The organism is Laceyella putida (assembly GCF_042665195.1).
GTDB lineage: Bacteria > Bacillota > Bacilli > Thermoactinomycetales > Thermoactinomycetaceae > Laceyella > Laceyella putida.
In genome coordinates, this window is the sequence record NZ_JBHTBW010000080.1 from 1 (window position 1) to 22,070 (window position 22,070).

Consider the following 22,070-nt stretch of genomic DNA (forward strand, 5'->3'; position numbering starts at 1 on the left):
TTTTTTCAGCAAGTGAGGGTTTTTCTTTTTTACTAGGTCACGCAAAATAGCTAGTTCTAAAGCCTATACTGAACCCCTGAGACCCCAGACAAAAGCTAAGTTATAATTAGGGGGCGAAAGGGGCGTTTTTTATGGGGAGAAGAAAGTGGACGGCCGAACAGAAGATGGAGATTGTATTGGCTGGCATGGCATCTGGAGCTAACATCTCTGCTGTATGCAGAGAATATGGAATATTGCAACCTCAGTATTACAAATGGAAAGAGGCGTTTCTTCAAGGAGGGCTTTCAGCCCTGGCAACAAGTCCATCTAAGCGGGAACAAGAATTAGAGAAAGAATTGAAAGAAGCCAAGGCATTGCTTGATGAACAAGCAATGCAGATTGAGATCCTTAGAAAAAAGACCAATTGGGGCCGAAGGTAAGTTTAAGAGAGTTGGCACGGACCTTGGTGGATGAAGGGTATTCGGTCCCACAAATTACAAATGCCCTTCAAATCAACCGTACCTATGGATATGCCTTACTTAAGAAAGAAAAACCAAAGAAACGAGAAAAGGCAGACGAAGCATCGCTTCGTCAAAAGATTTTAGAGTTGTGTGGCGAGTTTCCTACGAATGGATATCGCCGTATTCGAGTATGGATAAAAAAGCGATTTCAACTCCAGGTTAATGGCAAACGTGTTTACCGAATGATGAAGGAGTTGAATGTACTAGTTAAGACCAAGCGTTTTGAAGCCAAACGAAAAAAGCAACCAGGAAAGATTCCCGTCACTCGCTCCAATGAGCATTTTCAAGTAGATATGACAAAAGTCTGGTGTGGCAGAGATGGCTGGGGGTATTTGTTTGCGGTGATCGATGCATTTGACAGAGAAATCGTAGGCTATTCTTTCTCTCGGTTCTGCAGAACCGAGGATCTTCTTATGGCTGTAAACCAATCTTTGAATTACCGTTTTCCTGAAGGGGTAAAAGGCAAAGGGCTAAGCATACGGAGTGATAACGGCTGTCAAATGACCAGCCGACGTTATGTAAAAGCGCTGAAAGATGCTGGAATTAAGCAAGAAAGAACGGGTTACAAAATCCTGACGCTGATGCTTACATTGAGCGTTGGTTTCGTACGCTAAAAGAGGAAACGGTTTGGCTCCAAGAATATGGATCATTCCTGGAAGCTAAACAGGACATTGATCATTACATAGCCTTTTACAATGATGAAAGACCTCACTCTGCGCTTGGATATCTGTCGCCGCGAGAATTTCGTCAATCTGTAACTTCAACCGTTGCATAATTGTCTGGACATATGGGGTTCATTAAGAGCCTGCTCTCCGAGCAGCTTTTTAAGTTGTTCATTCTCTTGAGCTAGGGTTTTGGCCTCTAAAGAGCTGACAGAATCTAGAGAAACTTCACCAAACTGACCTTCGTTATATTCACGACAGCGCCTCTTTTATGACTTGTAATTTAAACTCCTGAGAGTACCGATTTCTTTTCATTTTTCTCATCCCCCATCACTAGTAGTGTAATCCACTTACACTCTTAGTGTCCAAAGTCATTAGAGGGCTAAAGAGAATGCTCTTTAAAAGAGATATTATCTGGGGATAGTTCAATGGCTCTTTTCGCATGGTAACAGTCCTACATTGTAAGCCCCATCAATATGGCAAAGAGGTAAACACATCAGATGCGAAGCGTTACAATAAAAATATGATCCTTCATTATTAACCATTAAACTAGATATAAAAGCATAATATTCTATACTGTTTGTGTCAAATGTTAGTTCAAAAATCACATCTAGAAATTCTTCTTGATCTATTTCTTTTATTAATCCATACGCTTCGCTATATTTTCCAATCCAATTAAATGACTAAACTTATCCTTCATAAATTTCTTTTCCTTTCCTTATGAACGAGCAACCTAAAAAATATAAAATCCATTCAATAAAAAAGAACACTCCCATCAAAAATAAACTGGTTATAATAATGAGCCGGATTGCGTTGTTGATGATGTCACCCATTAAAGACGGGAGTCTGTTTTCCTGTAAGGGGAATCAGTATTCCTAAAAATAAGAACTACTTGATTATCTGTAGAATTACCATTGTATCCCCAACTAAAACTTTCATTTTCAATATCCAATAATTCCAGCCTGTTAATCATTTCGATAATGTCATCGGAAGATAATTCCACTTCGATTATTTCCTGTTCATTGAACTGAAAAGCCGACCCTGTAACTTCTCTCAATCTACTTCCTCCTTAGGTTTATCTGATTAATGAAAAAGGGAGACAATTGTTTTGATAAGATAAATCCCACCAAGAATCGTGAAGAGCATAAGGATAACGTCAATGATCTTGACCGACGTTTTTATCCGTTTTTTCTGATGTGGTCTTTGTTTAAGAAAATTATTCTAACCGCTTTTTTGTTTTTTCCGGAGTGGAGTTCAAACGATTTTTCTCCCAAACGAAGGTCATAAAAAAGATTAAGGATTTTTTTTATGTCTTCCGTTTTCAAATCGAGATGGATGATTTTTAGGTTTTTCTCTTCACTTGTTTTTATGTTGCAGATCGCAGTTTCCCCTCCCTCTCCTTATACATTTCATTTGAATCCAACAAAATTACAATTTCTAATTAAAAGCAGTTTTTGTATTTAATATGGGTTGGGCTCTTCATTATATTCCTTAGATTAGATCATGTCTAAGCGAAAGGACCACTCACGCTTCTTTTATAAAGGGAGTGGCCCAACCTGTTAAATCCCGTTTTTTTATGAATGACAACAAAAGCAAAGCTATGATAATGATGAAATCCTTAAGGGCGGTTTTCCAAAGCCAAGCAGTTCCCTGAATGTTTGGTCAAATAGATAATCAAATACGGGTAATAATAAAATGAAGAGGATTATCAAAACTCTTTTCATCTTCATTTATATCCGCTCCATTTCCAACTGATTCAATGATAGGGGCTCAATCCATCGGATCGTGCCCTAATACAAAACGAATGATAAATAGGGAACATCATTTGATTATCTTCTTCTGAACCAACGCAAAACTCCCCAATTGATGTGACGAATGTACAAGATCCTTAAAGAGTTAATATTCAAACTAAGTTTATTCAACAAACATGTTCTAATGTTATTTTATCAGATGAATATGACAACATTTGAAAACACAAATAAAATGACAGAAAATGCAACCAAACAATTAGCTTAAATGAGAACGGGCAAGAAGCAACTCAGCTTCCTGCCCGTTTTACGGTTTTCAATACCCTCAATATCCTTTGTGTCATCCTTTGATACCAAGGGGGCTGATTTGCTTCGACTGTTAACACACTTGCTGCTCAAAAATGTTGATGTTACTGCCTGTTATCTCATGTTCAGAAACTCCTATCTTTATGGACACGAGTCATAAACCCTTATCATTACTGGTGTTTACATTTTTTCTATCGTGCTGCTTTTGGCCGTATCTCGAATATCCCCCCTTATAGTCCGATATTACATCGAAGTGACCCGATTTATTCGACCGTCTCGCCCCTGATTTAAGTCATCAATAGATCTTTATCACACAATCTCTTTGATAACCTGCACACTCAGTAATCGTTTCGCCCACAGGTTGGCAATCCCCGCGGCAACGATTCCCAATGTAATGGACGAAAGGAAAATGACCAACAAAACGGCCCAAGGAATAACCAAACGACTGAACTCCATTGTGTTTAAAAGTATGTAGGCCAGAAGGATCCCTCCACTGATTCCCATAACCCCACTGCCAATCCCCAAATACATGCCTTCCATGCAAGTAATTCCAAACAGTTGACTAGGTGTAGTTCCAATGGCCTTTAAAATCCCCATTTCCACCCGGCGGTCATATAGACTGGAGAGAATAGCATTCACCAATCCGATTCCAGATATCCCCATGATAATGGCGATTAGCGCTTTAATCAGTAAAAGTTGTTGCCGGAACATATTCTTCTGTTCATTAAGTGCTTTAGTAAAACTCAAGTATTCCGCACCCGGTTGCTTGCTCAAAATATGTTTGACCTGATCCTCCACCTTTACCGAGGAGGGGGTGGAATCCAAATCGATATGGAACTCATTGTACCCTTTTGCTCCAGTCAAACGCATGCCCCAATCGTGATCTACAAGAACGAAAGGAACCCCTACGCTTTTGGGATATTTTTCCAAAATCCCTATGATTTTTATTTCAGCTTTATACCCGCTCAATCGGCTTTGAACCTGAATCAAATCCCCCGCTTTGAGCCCTAGGTATCCTGCCATTTCCTTTGTCATAATGCCTTGACCAGGCCTTAGATTCGGCATTGGTTGACCGGAATCTTTCAGCTTTAAGCCAAGTAAGCGGGTCAAAGGTTTCTCATCAATCGGCCAAATTTCGATACTGTCAATCGTGACCGGATCATCTTTCCGTTGATCGACAAATTGAATCCAAATGGGGTCCATCTTGTTTTTATTATAGTTTATGAGCTTGGCTGGAGTCTGGGACACACGCGCAAGCTGATCCACTCCAGGAAATTGTTTAATCTGTTCTCCCACTTTTTGCGGCAAAAGCGTGCTTTCATCACTTCCGGACAGTCGAACGAGCAAATCGGAGGGGAATTGCTCCTTCATTTTGCTCTCCAGGGTAGACATGGAAGATTGGATAAAAACATAGGCCGCCACCCCAATTGCCAGTCCAAGGGCTAGAGTCATGACAGCAAAACCGGATCGATCTCGATAACGGATAATGTTTCGTGCGGCGATCCTGGTCAGGATGATTGGCTTTGTGATAAGGGAAAGGAACTGAGTGGACAGGCTGACCAGATTGGAAATGGACAATAAAAAGCCAACACTCATCAGTATCGAACTAGTTCCACTGACAATCAGCCCCATACTTTCTGATCTTGGAACAAACTGACTACTCATTCCCAAAAGGATTCCCAATCCCAGCAAAAGGAATCCAAACAAATTTTTCTTTTGTTTGGCGAGAATAGTCCCATTTGTCTCTGGTCGCAACACTTGCGCCGGTGGAACATTTTTGGCCTTTAACGCAGGAAAAATAGAACCCATCACGGACAAAAGCATTCCAAAAACTCCTACAGCAACCAGCGTAGCTCCCTGGATTTCCACTTGCGTCTGTTTTATTTCCAGCCATCGATTGATGACAGCCAAAGCTTGGGAACTGAGCAAACATCCCACCACAAGGCCGGCAACTGTTCCAAGAAGGCCAATCATTAGTGCCTCGTTGATAATGATGGAAAAAATAGAACCGGAATTCATTCCAATTGCACGAAGCGAAGCCCACTGCTTCATTCGCGTGCGAACCGACAAGTTAAAACTTCCCAAAACCAGCACCGAACTCACCAGAAGGGCAATAAACCCTAACCCGTAAGTGAGCGGGCGAAACACATTCATTTTTTCATAGGATTTATCTACGTAAGTGCGGGCATCCACTCTCACCTTTGGAAAATCGTTTTTTAGTTCGGTCAACAAGTACGATTTGTAAAGCGGATCTTTGTTTAGTAAGGTTACCTGGATCAAATTGGATTGTCCCTGATGATGAAACACCTCTTGCAACCATTCGAGCGGAAAAAAAGACATGTTTCCGCTACGGCTGACGGGTGTTCCCAAAATCCCCACCACTCGCACGGTCTTGTTTCCATAGGGAGGAAACGAAAATGATATGAGATTTCCAACTCCGATTTTTTTACGGGTCGCATAAGCGGAAGAAAGGGCGACCTCCGCACCTTGCTTGGGATATCTTCCTTGTTCGAGCGGATATAGCTTCATCTCAGGTGAATTCTCTTCCACTCCCCAACTAGTTGGCTGATTCAGCACTTCTTTTGGGATCTCTTTGAGATAAGGAATATACACTTTGGAATAAACGGCCTGATTCGCTTTTTGTTTAAAACTTTCAAGTTTTTCATTACTAATATAACTTCCGTTGCTTGTATAACCGAATTGGATGTCATATTTCCCATATCTTTTCTCTATTTGTACGGTTAAAGATTGCTGGGCCGAATGGTTCGCGACCAAAAGGGCGGTAGCCAGCGCCACACCCAACGCTACACCCATGCTGGTCAATAAATTGCGACCGGTATGGCTCTTGAGGTATTTCCAAGCGATAGACAGAGCCAGTTTCATCAAATCATCTCCTCTAACGTAAACGATGAACCAAAATTCGTTGCAGTTGCTCTACATTTTTTTCGATGTCCGAGTGGGAATCTAAATGAATTTCATTTTGAATCATCCCGTCCGCGAGAATGATTACCCGATCGGAATAGGCAGCAATGAACGGGTCATGGGTGACCACAATGCAAGTCTGTTCCAAATCGCCGCACATTTTTTTGAGCAGTTGAATCACATCCCGACTCGTCTCAGAGTCCAACGCCCCTGTTGGCTCATCTGCTAACAGGATCGAAGGTTCCGTAATCAAGGCACGAGCAATGGCAACCCGTTGCTGCTGTCCCCCAGAAAGCTGGGAAGGAAAGTGATGCCTTCTCTCCTTCAGCCCCACCAATTCAAGGAGTGATTGTGCTTTCTGCTGAGCGATCCGCGCGTTTTTTTTGTCAATTAACAGGGGCAAGGTAACATTTTCTTCTGCTGTCAGTACCGGAATCAAGTTGAACTGCTGAAAAACAAACCCAATTTTTTTCCTTCGGTAAATTGCCAACTCTTTTTCCTTCATTTTTGTTATGTTCGTCCCGCTCACAAGGATTTCTCCCGAGGTGGGTTGATCCAACCCGCCCAATAATTGAAGCAATGTAGTTTTTCCAGACCCGCTCGCTCCCATAATCGAGACAAATTCTCCCTTATTCATTTCCAAATTCACTCTGTTAAGTGCCACCACCTGATTTTCCCCTTGTCCAAACACAACGGTGACATCTTTTGCTTTCAGTACCACATCACTCACCCCTCACACAAAAAGTTTCATCTAATACGCGCCGCTTTTGCCCCCGTTTTTAGAGAAGACTGCACTTGCTCCTGATACAGCCGGTTGAAAAAACCACCTTCGTTCAGAAGGGTTTGAAAATCCCCTTCCTCCACAATCTTGCCTTTGCGTAAGACATAAATGCGATCGGCCTCAGTGATGGTGGATAGCCGATGGGCGATCACGATGGAGGTTTTATTTTTTAAAAAAGCTGTTAAAGCACTTTTAACAGCGGACCAGAAATGGCATCCAACGCAGATGTCACTTCATCTAGTATAACAATTTTACTGTCTATTATAAATAATCCATCAAGTGCCACTCTTTGTTTTTCGCCAGTTGATAACTTATACCCTCTTTCCCCGACAACAGTATCATATTGTTTTGGCATTTTCATAATCACATGATGAATTTGTGCCTTCTTTGCTGCTTGGACAATTTCTTCCATTGTTGCGTGGCTTTTTCCGTAAGCGATATTCTCCCTGATGGTGGCGTGAAACAGGTAGGGTTCCTGGGAGATAAATGAAACATGGCGGTGAATCCATTGCAAATCATACTTTCTTTGGTAAGGACAAGGTTTGTTTTCCACTCAAAAGCACTAAAACTCTTCACAACATCGATCACGTGGTGGGCAACAATTACCAAATCCGCAGGCTCTCGAACCTCTAGGACAACAACGAAACCCATTACACTCTTCATCTGGAGGACAACATTGCGCGTCCCGTCTTCCAACAACTTAATTTACTTAGACAGAATAGTTTGTTTACTGCTTCAGACGGGGCGTTTTTTCGTTCTGTGAAAAATCGGGAAAAACAAGTTCGCACTTCACGGCGTCTTTCACTATTTACACAACTCCATACAAATCAAAAGCCTTATCACTTACATGCATAGAACGTATCAATTGGCTAATCTTATTTTTCAGCACACCAAAGAAGAGCCCCGTACTTTTCCACGCTTATAGGTTTGTACTGTTTGTTTGAAGGCACCGTAGCCGACAAGAGGAATATGATAACGACTCCCAACAAATGCGCAACTATATAAAAGCTGACCGCAAGTTGAAAGCCGATTTCCCCATCCTTTAGCGTTTGGGAAAATCGGCTTTCCGAATTAAAGCTCTCATATCGAGATTTTTTACGTAACCCGTTGTCCGGGTTGAAAGCGGGGATCGAGATAGTGGGCGGGATCTGCGCTGAGAAGGCGAACGATGATCTTTTCTTGTTCATTTTCTTTGCGCACCAACATCGTCACGCCATCCACGACCATTTCCTCCAATGGCCTTTGGGACTCGTCCAAAAAAGCGAGTTCCATCGGCATGACAGAATAATAAATCATTGCAGCATCTCCCCTTTGCGCTCGTTGATCATCCGATTCAGCTCCGCCAACGCGTCGGAGATCCCCCCCACCCGGTCAATCAGACCATATTTCACCGCGTCTTTGCCAATGACATTGGTTCCGATATCCCGGGCCAACTCCCCGGTGCGAAACATCAGTTCACGAAACTTTTCTTCCGTGATATTGGAATGATGGGAGACAAAGCGAATCACGCGATCTTGCATCTTCTCCAAATACTCAAACGTCTGCGGCACCCCGATCACCAAGCCGGTCAACCGAACTGGATGCACGGTCATCGTTGCCGTTTCCGCGATAAAAGAGGTGTCAGCTGCCACCGCTATGGGCACGCCAATGCTATGCCCCCCGCCCAATACGATCGAGACGGTCGGTTTGCTCATCGATGCGATCATTTCCGCAATCGCCAACCCCGCCTCCACGTCACCGCCAACCGTATTGAGAATGATGACCATTCCTTCGATCTTCGGATTTTGTTCCACGGCGATGATTTGCGGAATGACGTGCTCATATTTGGTCGTTTTGTTTTGGGGCGGCATGACGAGATGCCCTTCCACTTGCCCGATGATGCTCATGCAAAATACGTTGGATTCCAACTGCGGGACATTGGTTTGTCCCAATTGTTGAATCGCATGAAGCGTAGCATCCCTTTTCTTCTCTTCCACTCCGTCCGCCTGCCGGTCCGGGTTCGGTTCAGGCTGCGGTTCTGCTTGGTCATTCCGTATAAAAATACGATCTTCAGACATGTTTCATCCCTCCAACCTCGTGTCCCTGTTAGTATGGACGAAAGGAAGGGTTCTTATAGCGAACCGAGTTTGAGACTCCACACGGCTGAAGCCGTGGGATTCTTGGATAGTTAATGTCCTCAATCCATTTCTGCTTTGGACAACTTCCAAGTTCAGGGCTGTCTCATCAGCCCATCCCATACAGTTCTACAACATCGTTGCATGTACCCATATGGGCGGCGTACCTATGACCAATACGCTAGGCGGCGTTCGATCCGCAAACTGCAACATCAAAAGATAAAAAATAGTTGCTCTAAGCATCCCCTTTATGGGGATACCGAGCAACGCCGTCTTTCATCCCACGATTGAAACCGTGCTTTCAGCCAGCAAAAATCTGTAATTTTCGGTTCTCTCTAAAAGCTCACCTTCCCATTCATAATGAAGGATATTGGGATATTTCATCGCCTTCAATTTAATCATGTTTAACATCGGCGCCCCCTTCTGAAGATCCTTTTCAGATTGGGCCATCGTTTTCCATTCAATGCGGAACATCTCCCCCTGTGTTCAACAAGCAGGAGACATTCCCCACATCCTCCTTATTCATCTCGGATGACCTTCTGCCATTGCTTCGCCTTTTCCGCCGAGTTTCGCACTTTGTCCAACCCGCTTCCGCATCCCGCCTCCACCACCGCGGCATAAGCCCCTTCAATTAATGGCGCGTCCGCGAATTGGATGCCTTCCCGCTCCGCCAACAATTCCAGCGCCATCTCCGCATGAAGAAGGGCGCTGCCCAAATCAAACAACACCAACACACCTTTGTCAGAGTAGACGGATTCGATGGCTTCCTTTATTTTAAACGCACTCGTCCCCAACTCTCCTTCATCCGTGCCCCCCGCCACGGCAATCGGCACATTCGGCTGAAATTGGCGCAAAAACTGTTTCAGTCCCCGCACGATGTCCGCACTATGGGAGACCAACACAATGCCCACATGGCTCAAACGTCCCCACCTTCTTCCATCACCTGACATAGTGCGTCAAACAAGTGGTAGGAAGAAGCGGCGCCGGGGTCCAGATGGCCAACGGAACGGGCGCCCAAGTAGGACGCGCGCCCCCGTTTCGCTTCCAGCTCTTTGGTGCGCGACAGGGCGTCTTCCGCCTGCCGCCGCACTTCCGCCCACGAGCAGTTCGCTTGCTGCTCCATCTGTCGCGTGACGGGTTCCCATACATCGATCATCGTTTTATCCCCCAGCTGCGCTTTGCCTCTCATTTTCATCCCTTCCGTGGCCTCGCGGAACCCCTGCGCCAACTCAGCCGGGAGTAATCGCTTTTTCCCTTTCCACACTTGGGCCATCTTTAAAAAGGCGGTGCTGTACAGGGGCCCAGAAGCGCCTCCCACTTTAGCGAGCAAAGACATCGCCACCAACTGGCACGTTGCCCCGATATCGGCGGGGGTTGACGCATCGAGCTTCCGCACAACTTCCAACAGCCCGCGCGCCATATTTATGCCATGATCTCCATCGCCAATCGCTTGATCCAACTCTGACAGCTCCAACCGCTTCTCCTGCAACCTCTCACCATATAAGCGAAGCCAAGCGATGAACCGTTCGTGGGTCAACTCCATGTTTTGTTCCCCTTTCCATCTCATCTACACGAACTTGTAGGTTCCCATCAGCCATTGCCTTTTTGTCCTTATCTTTTCCAACCGACTGTATCGGCGGCAGCAGACAACAGTTTCTCCAGCTCGTCATCCAGTTTAAGCAGGGTAACGGAACAACCCGCCATTTCCAATGACGTCATATATTCGCCGACAATCGTATCCACTACCACCAGTTGTTTGTCTTGTAAGAGTGTGGTCACTTTGCGGTTTAAAATATATAGTTCCATCAGCGGAGTGGCTCCCAAACCGTTGATCAAGACCGCAACACGCTCTCCTGCCGTGCACGGCATGTCTTGCAGGATATGGTCAACCAACACGGTGGCCACTTCATCGGCGGAGGCCAAGGGCGATCGCCTAATCCCGGGCTCACCATGAATCCCCATTCCGATTTCCATCTCGCCCTCACCCAAATGAAACCCGGGTTTCCCTACAGCCGGCACGGTACACGGCGTCAACGCCATGCCCATGCTCCGCACTCTTTGGATCACTTTTCGGGCTACGCGTTCCACTTCATCCAATGTCGCACCTGTTTCCGCCATCGCTCCCGCAATCTTGTGCACAAAGACCGTCCCGGCAATGCCGCGTCGCCCTGTGGTATAGGTGCTATTCTCCACGGCGACATCATCATTGACGATCACTTGCCTCACATCAATTCCTTCCATCTCTGCAAGTTCTGCCGCCATCTCAAAGTTCATTACATCGCCAGAATAGTTTTTGATGATCAGGAGGACCCCTTGCCCACTATCCACCGCTTTGATCGCTGCCAGAATCTGATCCGGCGTCGGTGATGTAAACACTTCACCCGCCACAGCCCCATCCAGCAACCCGGGTCCCACAAATCCGGCATGAGCCGGCTCATGCCCGCTCCCCCCGCCGCTGATCAACCCCACTTTGCCGGCAACGGGCGCATCCTTGCGCACCAGCACCCGCGTCTCAGGCACACGGCGCAACCGCATGGGATGGGCCAACACCATGCCTTCGATCATCTCTTCCACCACTTGTTCCGGATGATTGATGATTTTTTTCATCTTCATCTCTCCCCCATAACCATAGATGACTGTATCTTCCCCATTTTCAGGTTATCACACAAATCGCTATTTTAATATATTTTGCAAGCAAGATTCACCCATACCCATTTATCAGATATAAAATCGCCTCCCCAAGTTTCCACTTGAAGAGGCGATTTTATTTCCATTCCTATTCTTCTGCATCAGGTTCGAATCACATCTCTTGCATCAGGCGTTGGATTGCCCTCTCCATTCCCTCATCTAAAATGAGTTTAAGATCATGGGCAATCACATGCGGGCAGAAAATGGGGCACTCTGCATTGGGAAGCAAACAAGATCCCAGACCTCGATCTGGACTCTTGTTTGCTTCATATCCGTTAGGGCGTGTCTGGCAAATCAAGTTGACCAATGGGAGGAGGCGAAAAACCTTTTCCCGATGAGCGCCGATGGACAAGTGAAGCGAATGGGAAAACGGTTTTGGTGCCGCCGACATATTTATCAGACACGCCCTGGTGGGGACCATGCAGGTGTTGATGACGCCGTGGTGCCCTTCACTTTTTCTTCGTCCCTTTCGTCCGATAATCCTTGATGTTGACGTTCACATCCACTTTCACCGCAGCCTTGCTAAACTCCTGGTCCCAATTCTCTTTCACCTTATGCCACACCTCTGGGTATTCGATTCTGAGCCGTTTGCCAAAACCGGCCACATCCGCCTGGTACCGGTGCTGGATTTTTTCCAGCGCCTGGCTGATCATCCGGGAGACTGTCTGTTCCGCCGCCCGCTCCGCCCTTTGCAACACATCCCCCTCAAAGGCGTCCCCCGGCAACAGCCAGTCCTCTTCCAATTGTCCTTCCGCTTTAATCTGGACGTCAAACGAAATGCGCTCCCCCTGCACATGGGGTTGAATCCGGCTCTGAACCCCTGACAAAGCCACCGTAATCACTTGGCCTGTCTTGCGGTCGTTTCCCCGCACCAAATCGGAGGTGACATCGCCCGCCAACCAGTTTACCCCGCCCAATTCATCTTGGTTTAACGTGCCGATCAGTTTGTTTGCCTTGCCCTTGATCACCGCGGCGCCAACGAATTGCATCTGCCCATTCCTCGCACCCACTTCCTGCAACAGAAAACTGGATTCTGCCGCCATGCGGGCGGACGCTTTCTGCAAACTCACCTCGGGCAGGATACTGCTCGTCCGTTCCCTGTTTTTCACCATTTGCACAAGGTGAAAGGCGGGCACCTCTTTCCCCGATTCCAAGATCTCTCGGGCTTTTCCCTTGGCGATGAAAAGCTGGCAACTGTACCTGACTTGCGTATCCCGCAGATAATCCATGAGTATTTGGTGCAAATTCAGCCGACGCGCCAAATCATCACTGACAATCACCACTTTTAGATGGGGAGGTATGGGAATGTGAACTTCCCGCACCAATAGCTGATGCCAAGCCTTATATACCGATTCATTTGTGCTGGACATATTTTCGTACGGTTTTTGCTGCAAACCGTCATCCTTTTGGCCGGCCACCGCTTTCGGTACCACATGTTGCGCCGTCACTGTGATGAGCGGTTTGCCATCCTTCCCTTCCCCTTCCGCCAAATCAAGCGCTTCGCCCACCTGAAGGTGCCTTTCTTCAATATCCGTGTAATCCCAGCAACCGCTCAGGAAAAGACAGAGGCATCCCAAGCAGGAGAGACCGATCCATCTACTGTTTATTCCCAAGCAACATCCCCCTTACTTTGGCGATGAAGCACAAGATAATGGGAACCGCAATCACCATCACCATACCCATGTAACCAAGCAGCTCCCCCAAAGCGAACACATCATTGATCGTTTTTAGCTTCCATGCCAGCACATAGATCACGGGCAATAATCCAATAATGAAAGATTGAAACTTCCCCTTTTGAAACAATTGGGCCAAGCCCAATCCCGCCAGGTAATGGCACAGGCTGAGCGTGGTGTAGATCTGCAAGATCCACACAGCCAACAGAAACGATTCATACCGCTCAAAAAGCACTCCCTCAAGTTCGAACGACCGGACCAGCTCAATGGTGGGAAAGGTTAACGTCACCACGTCATCGATGGTTAACGCCCCAATGACGACAATCACGGTCATTACGTAAAAAATCACGGGAATCCCGATCCCAGCAAGCACGGCCTTCAACGCTTGGCGGGGTTCTGACATAAAAGCGGGCAAAAACAACATCGTCTCCAAGCCCAGATAGGAAAGGGTAGTCGTTTCCAACCCTTTGATCACGGGCATCCAACCCCGTTCCAACACCGGCCGCAAATTGTCCAATTCAAAATTCTTAAAGCCCATAAACAACACCAGAAAAAACAAGAGGATCGTGATGGGGAGAATCACCTCACACAGGCGGGCGATCGGATTGATGCCGCCGACCACCAGGTAAGCGCTGGCAAACAAAAGGAGGCCCATCGTCACTTCGATGGGAGTAGCCGGAAGCAAGAAAAAATTGGTCACTTCCCCCATGGCCCGGATTTCAAATGCCGCCAATAAAGTAAAGTACCCGACCGCATAAAGGTTGATCAGGAGCCCCATCCACTGCCCAACGATTTCCTGACTGTACTGATAGAGCGTTTTGCCGGGAAAAAGCTGGCTCAGTTTCACCAAAAGCACACCCAGCAGCATCGCGACCAAACCGCCCAAAAGGACGGCGATCCAACCGTCCGCCGTGCCCACCTTTTCCGTGACGGTCCTGGGAAGCGTCAGAATGCCCACGCCCAGGATAAAGGAGGTCACCAATACGGCGGCTTGGGTAGAAGTGATATGATCTTTCGGATTGGTCAACAACGGTTCGTTCACTTCCTTTTTGTGGGTGAGGTTTGCCGCATGCGCACTTGGTCTTTGGGAAACAACATCTGGGGCCGCTTGTCGGATATGCCCTGCGGCAAGCGGATTAAGAAGTCCTTCCAGTCAGACCAGCGGATGGGGGCGGCGGGAGCGATATAGGGGACACCAAAACTCTTTAACTTGACCAGATGAATCAAGATGATGAGAAAGAAAAAGATCACGCCGAACAGTCCCAACACGGCGGCGCAAACCATGGCGCCAAACCGGAGCAAGCGCAGGCTGATGCCGCCGGCGTATTCCGGGATGGCAAAAGAAGAGATGGCCGTGAGTGAAACCACCATCACCATGATCGGGCTGACAATCCCCGCCTGCACTGCCGCTTCGCCGATCACCAATCCCCCCACCAACCCCACTGTCTGCCCCACCGGCCTGGGCAAACGAAGTCCCGCTTCACGCAAGATTTCGATGGCAATCTCCATAATCAACGATTCGATGATCGAGGGAAACGGAACCCCTTCGCGCGTCGCCGCAATGGAGATCGCCAAGGTGGTGGGAATCAATCCTTGATGAAACGACACAAAGGAAATGTAAATGGACGGAAGATACAGCGAGACAAATGCGGAAAAATACCGCAACAGGCGAATCAACGAGCCCGGAATCCATCTTTGGTAGTAATCCTCCGGCGATTGCAGAAACATGGCAAAGGTTACGGGAGCGATCAGGGTAAATGGGGTGCCATCCAGCAAGATCCCCACCCGCCCTTCCATCAGCGCGGCGATGAGCCGGTCCGGACGCTCCGTGTTTTGCAGTTGCGGGAAAGGGGTCAAGTAATTATCTTGAATCAGTAGTTCAATATAACCCGTCTCCGGAACATCATCGATGTCGATGCGGGCGATCCGGTTTTGCACCTCCTGCACCAGCTCATCGTTGGCGATTCCTTCAAAATAGACAATGGCCAATTCCTTTTTTGTGCGCCGCCCCACTTGGTAGGGCAAGATCTTCAAATCGGGATTTCCCACTAGCTGACGCAAAATGGCGAGATTATCCTGCAAATTTTCATTGAATCCAAGCCGCGGTCCCCTTACCAGCGCCTCGGTTAGCGGTTCCTCGATATTGCGGGCCTTTTTCTGTTTGGCCTCAATCACCAGCGCTTCGGCAACCCCATCGATGAATAAGGCCGTGTTCCCTCGAAAAACATGTGTCACCACTTCGGTTGACGTCGCAACCCTTTTCACGCCGTTCACGGTCAAATAGCGGTCTTTAACCAAATCCATGACATCGGGACGGTTTTCTGTTTCCAACGCATGAACCGCTGGGGAGAAGTTCAGCATCAATGGTTTCATTACGTTTTCATTCAGGAAATCCAAATCCGTCAATCCGTCCAAATAAACCAGCGCCGCGCGAATGTCGGTGTCCCGCAAGTAAAACTCCCTCGTCCTCACATCCGCATTGGCGCCGATTTGCTCTTGCATGCGCTGTAAATGGGCGGTGATCCCATGGTCCGCCATTGGATGGGCGGACGAGTCATCCACCGGGTCATCCGGCATGGACAAGCTGGGAACCGAAAGCTTTTTGGGGGTAAGCAGCCGTGTTTTTCTTTTTCTCGATGGTCTTGGCTTCAGCTCATCACTCATCCGATTTCGCCCTTTCATCTGCACAATCGACTTTGCTATGCAACATGACTGTTCATTCTCTCATCATTTTGGGCATAACCGTTTGGCTTCATACGGGATGAGTTGGAAACGAAACATAACAACCCCATTATTTACCATTGAGACAATCCATTCCAATAACATCCACTTTCTGCACATTCAACATATCCCATATAATAGAAGGGAGATAGCACCCTTCCACTGTTACTCCTTGACACTTTCTTTTTTGCTATCTCAATATGCGGTTTTATATTCCCCGAATCATATTGGGCGCTTATGAGAGCGCCTTTTTTATCTATCAACTCACCACTCGGCTCCACTTCCATGGCTCGGATCGCAGTCTTGGCTACCCGCACTTTCATACTTGGTTGCCGTTTTTTTCAGTCCACTTGGAATTTTCCCATTCATCAATTAAAATAATTGATATGACTGTTGCCTACCAATGTCATCGAAAGAAGTGAACACCCATGATTCAAGCCCCTTTTCAAATTCGCTTGGCCACTTCCGCCGATCATGATTTCATCATGGATTTGTCCCTTCGTTTCAATGATTTTCCACTGATGGCTTGGCGTGACCGCGACAAAATGGATACAGCGCAAATTCGCCTGACAAAAGAAGCGCTCGAGAACCCCCGGCCACACAGCGAGCTGTTTGTTATCGAAGATGCCCGTCATATTCCCTGCGGATATATTTATCTGGCCGAAACGGAAGACTTTTTCACTAAAGAGAAACTCGCCTTTATCCTGGCCATTGCCGTAAAAAAAGAGGCGGAAGGGCATGGCCTGGGACGCAAACTGATGGACCATGCAGAAGAATGGGCCCATGGCAGGGGATGCAGGCAACTGGGCTTGCAAGTGTTTGCGGCAAACGAACGCGCCCGTCGATTATATGAATCATGTGGGTTTGAACCGGAATCGATACGGATGATAAAAGATTTGTCATAGCAAGCGGATATGAAGAAAGGACTCCATCATCGCAAATAAGAAAAGGGAACCAATCGGTGATTGATTCCCTTTTGCTAATCAGAAAGCTTGTGTTAATGAATCGTAATACGATATTCCTTGAGCCAATGATTCACTTGTACCAGATATTCATATAACTTATTTACCATGCCAGCGTCAAACTGCGACTGCTCCAGCGTCATCAATTGCTCCAGTTGTGGTTTGCTGATGAGCGGCAAGATCGGCGCATTCGGATCAGCGAGAACCTCTTGCATCATCCGCTTCACCGCTTCATAATAAGCCGGATTTTGCGCGGTGGGATATGCGCTCTTTTTGCGGTACAATACATCATGCGGTAAAACATGGTTAAAGGCGCGGCGCAAAATGCCCTTCTCAATCTGATCTACCGATTTGACATCCCACGGCACGTTCCATAAGTATTCTACCAAGCGATAATCACAGAACGGCACACGCACCTCAAAGCCGACATAACTGCTGGTGCGGTCTTTGCGATCCAACATAAAGGGCAAGAATCGGGTGATAAAGAGATACGACATTTCCCGTTGCCGCGCGGCCAACTCTGACTCTCCGGCCAGCGCCGGCACTTCGGCAATCGCTTCCCGGTAACGGGCATCCACATATTCTTCCAACCGCGTTTCCTTTATCATCTCGGGATTTAAAACCGCTGAGATATATTGAATATTGCTTTTCCGCCATGGGAACGTGCCCGCTTGCAAATACTCTGCCTGATGGAACCATGGATAGCCGCTGAACACTTCATCCGCCGATTCCCCTGAGATCGCCACGGTCGCCTCTTTTTTCATCTCCCTGAACAAGAGGTAGAGCGAAGTCTCCATTTCTCCGATCCCCGGCAAGTCCCGAGCGCGCATAGGCACAAGCAAATGCTCAATCAGCTCATCCGCATCTTGCAAGATCGTATGATGTTCGGACCCCACATGTTCAGACACCCGCTTCACCCATGGCGCATCTAAGCTTACATGAAGCAAGTCTTGATTAAAGTGTTGTTCACTGCCTACAAAATCAAGTGAGTACGTATGTAGGGTTTTGCCTTCCCGGTTCCGCTCGCGTGCCGCCAAAGCAGTTAACCCGCTCGAATCAAGTCCTCCTGATAACATGGTTACCAACGGCATATCAGAGATCATTTGCCTTTTCACGGCATCTTCTAAGATCGCCCGAATGCGTTCCACCGTTGTCTCTATATCATCTGTGTGCGGCGCACTTTCCAGTGTCCAATAGCGCGTAACCAGCTTGCGCCCTTCACGAAACAGAATCGTATGTCCCGCGCGAACCTCTTGCACATCTTTGAACACTCCCACACCGGGTGTGCGCATCGGTCCATTGCCAAACACTTCCGCCAAGCCCTGCGCATCAATCTCCGCTTTCACCAGTGGATGCACCAATAATGCCTTCAGCTCTGAGCCAAATAAAACGCTACTGCCCCGCTCGGCAAAGAAGAGTGGCTTCACGCCCAAATGATCCCGGGCCAAAAAGAGTTGTTGCCGCTGTTCATCCCACACGGCAAAAGCAAAAATGCCATTCAAACGCTTAACACAGTCTTCGCCCCATTCTATATAAGAATGAAGCAACACTTCAGTATCTGATTGCGTCTTAAAAGTATGGCCAAGAATCTCCAGCTCTTGCCGCAATTCACGATAATTGTAGATCTCCCCGTTGTATGTAAGAGCATAGGTATGATCTCCTTGACGGAAAATCATCGGCTGCACTCCACCTTCAGGATCTATCACGATTAAGCGGCGATGTCCAAAGGCGACTTTATCTGCACACCAATACCCTTCAGCATCGGGTCCGCGATGTTGAATCGCATCGGCCATTTGTTTGAGCCAATATTGTTGTTCTGGAAAACGGTTTTGCCAATCAATCCAACCTACAATCCCACACATGTTGACCCGCCCCTTCTGTTATATAAGAATTGTCTACCAAGCGACAACCTGTGTATTATTATAAGAATGTACGGGATAAAGGAGCAACGAACACACTCCTCCTCATTGTCGATTAATAGACATAACGAGGTCACATGTCGAGATTCTCCAACATCTTAGACATAGAAAGGGGATTCTGTTGACGAAAAAAATTGATCCACGCGTCAAAAGAACAAAAGAAATGTTGCGCCAAGCCTTACTTGAATTGATTGCCGAAAAAGGATACGAATCGATCTCGGTCAGTGATATCACTAAACGCGCAGGTCTCAATCGCACCACGTTTTATCTGCATTATCGCGATAAAGAGGATCTACTGTTCTCAAGCATCAAAGAGATACTTAGTAAGCTGGATTCCGGGATTGCCGAGCGAAAAATGAGTCCCGCCCACTATACGGAAACACAATGGAAAGGCGAGGAACCGTTTCCGGATCTGGAGTATCTCTTTAAGCATGTGGCTGAACACCAACACTTCTATCAAGTGATGTTTGCCAACAACGAACGGACACACTTTCTCCTTCAGTTGCTCAATATCTTGCTTAAAGCATTTGGTACCCCGCAAGAACAAGCACACACACTGCAACTGATCACACAAGAAGAGATCTTATACCATTACGCCTCTTCCGCTTATTTGGGCATCATCTATTGGTGGTTAAAAAACCACCTTCCTTATTCACCCAGATATATGGCCATACAGTTAAGCCGTTTACGATTGCAACATATCAAGTTACATAATTGAACCATACAAGCCCAAAAATTCATGTTATCTATTCAAAAGGCGCCAGTTATGAACTTGGCGCCTTTCGTCCTCATGGTTTCATCCCCTTCTACCGCCAGCAAGTACATTGTCTGTAATTTTGCCTCTGTCTTGATCCATGTCCGATACTACCGTTTCACTAACGATCCTTAATATCCTTTCGGGCACACGGAAGCCTGTGTTTCTCAGCAAAAAAGTCACGGCCTTTTTTCCAGAACCGTGACTTTCATTCATTATTTCTTCACTAACTGCTCTTTGTTTTTCACTTCATCACTGAGACGGTTGGCAAACGCTTCGATCGTCATCGCGCCGAGGTCCCCTTCACCATAACGGCGAACTGCGACGGAGCGCGCCTCTTGTTCTTTCTCCCCGATCACGAGGGTGTACGGGATTTTCTCCGTTTGCGATTTTCTGATCTTGTAGCCCAGTTTTTCGTCACTGTTGTCAAATTCAACGCGCAGACCTGCGTTATTCAAAACCTCAGTCACCTCTTGGGCATACGCATCAAACACTTTGCTCACAGTCAGCACACGCGCTTGCACCGGCGCCAACCACGCTGGGAAGGCCCCTTTGTATTGCTCGATGAGGAAGGCGACAAAACGTTCCATGGTGCCCACAATGCCGCGATGAAGAACGACCGGGCGATGCATCTTGCCATCTTCCCCCATGTACTCCAGCTCGAAACGCATTGGCAATTGGAAGTCCAACTGTACGGTGGAAAGGGTTTCGTCTTTGCCCAACGCCGTTTTCACCTGTACGTCCAACTTGGGTCCATAGAAAGCGGCCTCACCAGGAGCGATGACATAGTCCAATCCCATTTCATCCATGGTCTCTTTAAGCATGCCTTGCGCCAATTCCCACATCTCATCGTTTTGAATGTATTTCTCTTTATCCTCCGGATCGCGGAAGGAGAGGCGATGGTAATAATCGGTGATGCCAAAATCCTTGTACACTTGCTCGATGAGACGCACCACGCGGGTGAATTCTTCTTTGATCTGGTCCGGACGGCAGAAGATATGCGCATCGTTCAAGGTCATCACCCGGACGCGTTGCAATCCGGCCAGGGCTCCGGACATCTCATAGCGGTGCATCATTCCCAGCTCAGCGATGCGGATCGGCAGATCGCGATAGCTATGCAGGCGGGATTTGTACACCATCATATGATGTGGACAATTCATCGGCCGCAAGACCAACTCTTCTTGGTCAATCTTCATCACCGGATACATGTCTTCGTGGTAATGCTCCCAGTGACCCGAAGTTTTGTAAAGATCCACATTGGCGAGGTGTGGGGTGTACACATGCTCATAACCGAGGCGCTCTTCCAAGTCCACAATGTAACGTTCAATGATGCGGCGGATCTTCGCCCCTTTTGGCAACCAAATCGGCAAACCTTGGCCCACATCTTTGGAAAGGGTAAACAGCTCCAGCTCTTTGCCCAGTTTGCGATGGTCGCGTTGCTTGGCCTCTTCCAGCAGTTGCAAATGCGCATCCAATTCTTCCTTTTTATTGAAGGCCACTGCATAAATGCGGGTCAGCATCTCCCGGTCAGAATCCCCGCGCCAGTATGCGCCGGAAATGGACATCAGCTTAAACGCCTTTACTTTCCCAGTCGAAGGCAAGTGCGGGCCGCGGCATAAGTCAACAAATTCACCCTGGCGATAAATCGTGATCACTTCATCCTCCGGCAGGTCTTGAATCAATTCAACTTTAAACCGGTCTTCCCGCTCGGCAAAAAACTTGAGTGCTTCGTCGCGATCCAGCACTTCGCGCTCAATCGGCAAGTTTTCTTTGATGATCTTTTTCATCTCCGCTTCAATCCGGGGCAGATCTTCCGGATTGAAGGTGTGGTCGGCAAAGTCGTAGTAAAACCCGTTTTCGATGACCGGGCCAATGGCAAACTTCACGCCCGGGAACAAACGCGCGACCGCTTGCGCCATGACATGAGCCGCGGTATGACGCATCACATCAACACCCTCGGCGTCTTTCAACGTCAAGAGCTCCAGTTCGCCGCTCTCTTCCAACGGACGCTTCAAATCTAAAACTTTTCCGTTCAATTTGGCTGCCACCGCATCCTTGGCCAAACTGCGTGAAATCGACGCGGCGATGTCATAAAACGTGGTTCCAGCTGCATATTCTCTCTCTGAACCGTCTTTTAATCTAATCTTCAGCTGTTCTGCCACTGTCAACACCTCTTTTTAGGTAAAATAAAAAACGCCCCCGCCGCCTCAATCATTGAGGGACGAGAACGTTGCTCCCGTGGTTCCACCCTGCATTTGACGTGCTTGCCTTAACATAAAGGCAAACGCCATCCTCGTTGGTGTGTAACGTACACCCCGAC

Annotated in this window: 20 protein-coding genes; 5 read left to right on the forward strand and 15 right to left on the reverse strand. The window is 47.5% G+C overall.

Going from position 1 to position 22,070, the window contains the following annotated elements; genetic code table 11:
• Nucleotides 1-131: 131 nt before the first annotated feature.
• From ACFQNG_RS18715 to ACFQNG_RS18725, 3 genes are read left to right on the forward strand one after another with little or no spacing between them, the layout of a single operon-like run.
• Nucleotides 132-419 carry a transposase gene (locus tag ACFQNG_RS18715; protein ID WP_379867432.1) on the forward strand — a complete coding sequence of 96 codons (288 nt, stop codon included), beginning with the start codon at nucleotides 132-134 and terminating at the stop codon, nucleotides 417-419.
• Nucleotides 420-430: 11 nt separating this feature from the next.
• Entirely contained in the window at nucleotides 431-1,114 is a 684-nt protein-coding gene (locus ACFQNG_RS18720) for a transposase (RefSeq protein ID WP_379867433.1), read from the forward strand.
• Nucleotides 1,090-1,275: an integrase core domain-containing protein gene (locus ACFQNG_RS18725; RefSeq protein WP_379867471.1), complete on the forward strand. Its 186-nt coding sequence runs from the start codon at nucleotides 1,090-1,092 to the stop codon at nucleotides 1,273-1,275. The genes ACFQNG_RS18720 and ACFQNG_RS18725 overlap by 25 nt, the downstream gene beginning before the upstream one ends.
• 719 nt (nucleotides 1,276-1,994) lie before the next feature.
• Here the strand turns inward: ACFQNG_RS18725 and ACFQNG_RS18730 are convergent.
• The 13 genes from ACFQNG_RS18730 to ACFQNG_RS18790 all read right to left on the reverse strand — a co-directional run bounded on the left by ACFQNG_RS18730 (nucleotide 1,995) and on the right by ACFQNG_RS18790 (nucleotide 16,058).
• Nucleotides 1,995-2,219, reverse strand: a complete 225-nt coding sequence (locus tag ACFQNG_RS18730) for a hypothetical protein (protein ID WP_379867434.1) — start codon at nucleotides 2,217-2,219, stop codon at nucleotides 1,995-1,997.
• Nucleotides 2,220-3,525: 1,306 nt separating this feature from the next.
• On the reverse strand, nucleotides 3,526-6,099 hold the full coding sequence (locus ACFQNG_RS18735) for an FtsX-like permease family protein (protein WP_379867435.1): 2,574 nt from the start codon (nucleotides 6,097-6,099) through the stop codon (nucleotides 3,526-3,528).
• A gap of 13 nt (nucleotides 6,100-6,112) precedes the next feature.
• Nucleotides 6,113-6,859 carry an ABC transporter ATP-binding protein gene (locus ACFQNG_RS18740; RefSeq protein WP_379867436.1) on the reverse strand — a complete coding sequence of 249 codons (747 nt, stop codon included), beginning with the start codon at nucleotides 6,857-6,859 and terminating at the stop codon, nucleotides 6,113-6,115.
• 241 nt (nucleotides 6,860-7,100) lie between these two features.
• Nucleotides 7,101-7,472, reverse strand: a complete 372-nt coding sequence (locus ACFQNG_RS18745) for an ATP-binding cassette domain-containing protein (protein WP_379867437.1) — start codon at nucleotides 7,470-7,472, stop codon at nucleotides 7,101-7,103.
• A gap of 542 nt (nucleotides 7,473-8,014) precedes the next feature.
• On the reverse strand, nucleotides 8,015-8,215 hold the full coding sequence (locus tag ACFQNG_RS18750) for a YlzJ-like family protein (RefSeq protein ID WP_379867438.1): 201 nt from the start codon (nucleotides 8,213-8,215) through the stop codon (nucleotides 8,015-8,017).
• On the reverse strand, nucleotides 8,212-8,976 hold the full coding sequence (locus ACFQNG_RS18755; protein ID WP_379867439.1) for a ClpP family protease: 765 nt from the start codon (nucleotides 8,974-8,976) through the stop codon (nucleotides 8,212-8,214). The genes ACFQNG_RS18750 and ACFQNG_RS18755 overlap by 4 nt, the downstream gene beginning before the upstream one ends.
• 333 nt (nucleotides 8,977-9,309) lie before the next feature.
• Nucleotides 9,310-9,444 carry a hypothetical protein gene (locus tag ACFQNG_RS18760; RefSeq protein WP_379867440.1) on the reverse strand — a complete coding sequence of 45 codons (135 nt, stop codon included), beginning with the start codon at nucleotides 9,442-9,444 and terminating at the stop codon, nucleotides 9,310-9,312.
• A 107-nt stretch (nucleotides 9,445-9,551) separates the two neighbouring features.
• Entirely contained in the window at nucleotides 9,552-9,944 is a 393-nt protein-coding gene (dhaM, locus tag ACFQNG_RS18765) for a dihydroxyacetone kinase phosphoryl donor subunit DhaM (protein WP_379867472.1), read from the reverse strand.
• 5 nt (nucleotides 9,945-9,949) lie between these two features.
• Nucleotides 9,950-10,576, reverse strand: a complete 627-nt coding sequence (dhaL, locus tag ACFQNG_RS18770; protein ID WP_379867441.1) for a dihydroxyacetone kinase subunit DhaL — start codon at nucleotides 10,574-10,576, stop codon at nucleotides 9,950-9,952.
• Between the two features lie 68 nt (nucleotides 10,577-10,644).
• Complete coding sequence (gene dhaK, locus ACFQNG_RS18775; protein WP_379867442.1) at nucleotides 10,645-11,640, reverse strand: dihydroxyacetone kinase subunit DhaK; 996 nt, start codon at nucleotides 11,638-11,640, stop codon at nucleotides 10,645-10,647.
• A gap of 530 nt (nucleotides 11,641-12,170) precedes the next feature.
• On the reverse strand, nucleotides 12,171-13,334 hold the full coding sequence (locus ACFQNG_RS18780; protein ID WP_379867443.1) for a Ger(x)C family spore germination protein: 1,164 nt from the start codon (nucleotides 13,332-13,334) through the stop codon (nucleotides 12,171-12,173).
• Nucleotides 13,318-14,424, reverse strand: a complete 1,107-nt coding sequence (locus tag ACFQNG_RS18785; RefSeq protein WP_379867444.1) for a GerAB/ArcD/ProY family transporter — start codon at nucleotides 14,422-14,424, stop codon at nucleotides 13,318-13,320. The genes ACFQNG_RS18780 and ACFQNG_RS18785 overlap by 17 nt, the downstream gene beginning before the upstream one ends.
• Before the next feature lie 8 nt (nucleotides 14,425-14,432).
• Nucleotides 14,433-16,058 (reverse strand): spore germination protein, encoded by a 1,626-nt coding sequence (locus ACFQNG_RS18790; RefSeq protein WP_379867445.1) that lies wholly within the window; start codon nucleotides 16,056-16,058, stop codon nucleotides 14,433-14,435.
• Nucleotides 16,059-16,543: 485 nt separating this feature from the next.
• On the opposite strand from ACFQNG_RS18790, the gene ACFQNG_RS18795 reads away from it, so the two are divergent.
• On the forward strand, nucleotides 16,544-17,020 hold the full coding sequence (locus ACFQNG_RS18795; RefSeq protein WP_379867446.1) for a GNAT family N-acetyltransferase: 477 nt from the start codon (nucleotides 16,544-16,546) through the stop codon (nucleotides 17,018-17,020).
• 92 nt (nucleotides 17,021-17,112) lie between these two features.
• Here the strand turns inward: ACFQNG_RS18795 and asnB are convergent, their stop codons facing one another.
• The gene (asnB, locus tag ACFQNG_RS18800; RefSeq protein WP_379867447.1) at nucleotides 17,113-18,939 is read right to left on the reverse strand and encodes an asparagine synthase (glutamine-hydrolyzing); all 1,827 of its coding nucleotides are present in this window, start codon (nucleotides 18,937-18,939) and stop codon (nucleotides 17,113-17,115) included.
• A 178-nt stretch (nucleotides 18,940-19,117) separates the two neighbouring features.
• Here asnB and ACFQNG_RS18805 point away from each other — a divergent pair, with 178 nt between their 5' ends.
• Nucleotides 19,118-19,714, forward strand: a complete 597-nt coding sequence (locus tag ACFQNG_RS18805) for a TetR/AcrR family transcriptional regulator (RefSeq protein WP_379867448.1) — start codon at nucleotides 19,118-19,120, stop codon at nucleotides 19,712-19,714.
• A 251-nt stretch (nucleotides 19,715-19,965) separates the two neighbouring features.
• On the opposite strand, the gene thrS is transcribed toward ACFQNG_RS18805, so the two are convergent.
• Entirely contained in the window at nucleotides 19,966-21,912 is a 1,947-nt protein-coding gene (thrS, locus tag ACFQNG_RS18810) for a threonine--tRNA ligase (RefSeq protein WP_379867449.1), read from the reverse strand.
• Nucleotides 21,913-22,070 lie beyond the last annotated feature (158 nt).

Bases quoted from the DNA above. Each gene is read 5' to 3' on its own strand.
- ACFQNG_RS18760 (WP_379867440.1), bottom strand. From the start codon at position 9,444: ATGTTAAACATGATTAAATTGAAGGCGATGAAATATCCCAATATCCTT.
- dhaK (WP_379867442.1), bottom strand. From the start codon at position 11,640: ATGAAAAAAATCATCAATCATCCGGAACAAGTGGTGGAAGAGATGATC.
- ACFQNG_RS18735 (WP_379867435.1), bottom strand. From the start codon at position 6,099: ATGAAACTGGCTCTGTCTATCGCTTGGAAATACCTCAAGAGCCATACC.
- ACFQNG_RS18750 (WP_379867438.1), bottom strand. From the start codon at position 8,215: ATGATTTATTATTCTGTCATGCCGATGGAACTCGCTTTTTTGGACGAG.
- ACFQNG_RS18715 (WP_379867432.1), top strand. From the start codon at position 132: ATGGGGAGAAGAAAGTGGACGGCCGAACAGAAGATGGAGATTGTATTG.
- asnB (WP_379867447.1), bottom strand. From the start codon at position 18,939: ATGTGTGGGATTGTAGGTTGGATTGATTGGCAAAACCGTTTTCCAGAA.
- ACFQNG_RS18795 (WP_379867446.1), top strand. From the start codon at position 16,544: ATGATTCAAGCCCCTTTTCAAATTCGCTTGGCCACTTCCGCCGATCAT.
- ACFQNG_RS18790 (WP_379867445.1), bottom strand. From the start codon at position 16,058: ATGAGTGATGAGCTGAAGCCAAGACCATCGAGAAAAAGAAAAACACGG.
- dhaL (WP_379867441.1), bottom strand. From the start codon at position 10,576: ATGGAGTTGACCCACGAACGGTTCATCGCTTGGCTTCGCTTATATGGT.
- ACFQNG_RS18755 (WP_379867439.1), bottom strand. From the start codon at position 8,976: ATGTCTGAAGATCGTATTTTTATACGGAATGACCAAGCAGAACCGCAG.